1 pseudogene is annotated in these 596 nt (G+C 54.9%); it reads left to right on the forward strand.

The window, feature by feature from the left end:
- Positions 1 to 596, forward strand: a pseudogene (locus KIV40_RS25735) (hypothetical protein); the annotation flags it as partial.

Raw genomic sequence — 596 nt, forward strand, 5'->3', positions numbered from 1 at the left:
ATTGCCAACCTTGACCAGTGCGACCTTCAATCCAACGCACCAGTTGGAAGGGCAAAATGTCACGGTCACACTGGAGTTCGATAAAGCGCTGCAAGCCGCGAGTGCAGAGCTGGGTGGTTCCGCCTTCACACTGACTAAGACAGCGGATGCGAAAGTCTGGACTGGTGACGTTGTCGTGCCCGTCACGTCAGGGCTGACCGTAGGCTTAGTGGTCAAAGACTACCAAGATTTGTCTGGCAACACAGGCGCAGATGACAGCAGCCACTCAATGCCAATCACGCCAATCTTGACGATCACGCCAGTAGGCAATGTGGATGGCAGTAATGCGGCTTCATTGCAGATTGCTGGGACGTCAACACGCTTTGAAGGCCAAACGGTGAACGTAGAAATCAAAGCGCAAGGCAGTGAAACGCCTATCGTGAGCAGCAATGCCACGGTGCAAAGCGGGGGGGCTTGGACGAGCAACGCGATGGACATCAGTGGTGAGCCAAATGGCACCTACAACGTGGTGGTGACGGGGACCAACGCATCTAACGTCGAGGTCACAGAAACGAGCACCTTAACGCTATCGCAGGCATTGCCAACCTTGACCAGTG

It is taken from the genome of Vibrio sp. D173a (assembly GCF_030248475.1).